General features: G+C 65.9%; 1 protein-coding gene. It reads right to left on the bottom strand.

Annotation, left to right across the window (positions count from 1 at the left end; genetic code table 11):
* The coding region (locus HCJ94_RS29410; RefSeq protein WP_168004253.1) for a transposase at positions 1-357 on the bottom strand (357 nt) is incomplete at its 3' end.
* Positions 358-472: the final 115 nt, after the last annotated feature.

The raw sequence follows: 472 nt of genomic DNA, 5'->3' as shown, positions 1-472 counted from the left end.
CCGCTGCACGCCGACGGTGTGCCGGCCCTTCTTCAGATCACCCGTCTCGTCGATGACCAGGACAGCCTCGGCATCACCCAGGTGGTGGCCGACGAACTCACGGACATCGGCGCGGACCTCGGCATCGTCCCACTTCACCCGGGTCAGCAGGTCCTGCATCCCGTCCGGACCCGTGTCACCGGCATGCTCCGCGATCGTCCAGCAGTTCTTCGACGGCAACGGCGCCAGCAAACCCCGGACGAAGTCACGCACCCGACGGCGAGGCTCCGGCCTGCGGAAACGCTGCCCGACCGTCAGCATCAGGTCATCGAACAACACCCGCCACCGCTGGGCGTCTACCCTGTATCCGGCAGCCACCGCTGCATCATGGTCAGTCCACACAACCGCCCATGATCGACGGTGGCTGCCCTCGTTCCCGCATCGCATCAAACGGCAGCTCAGCCAAGGTCAACAACCCCGGCTGGAGTACTAG

It is taken from the genome of Micromonospora thermarum (assembly GCF_012034245.1).
Classification (GTDB): domain Bacteria; phylum Actinomycetota; class Actinomycetes; order Mycobacteriales; family Micromonosporaceae; genus Micromonospora; species Micromonospora thermarum.
The sequence above is the reverse complement of the archived record's forward strand: the minus strand, read 5'-3'. Positions and strand labels throughout refer to the sequence as shown.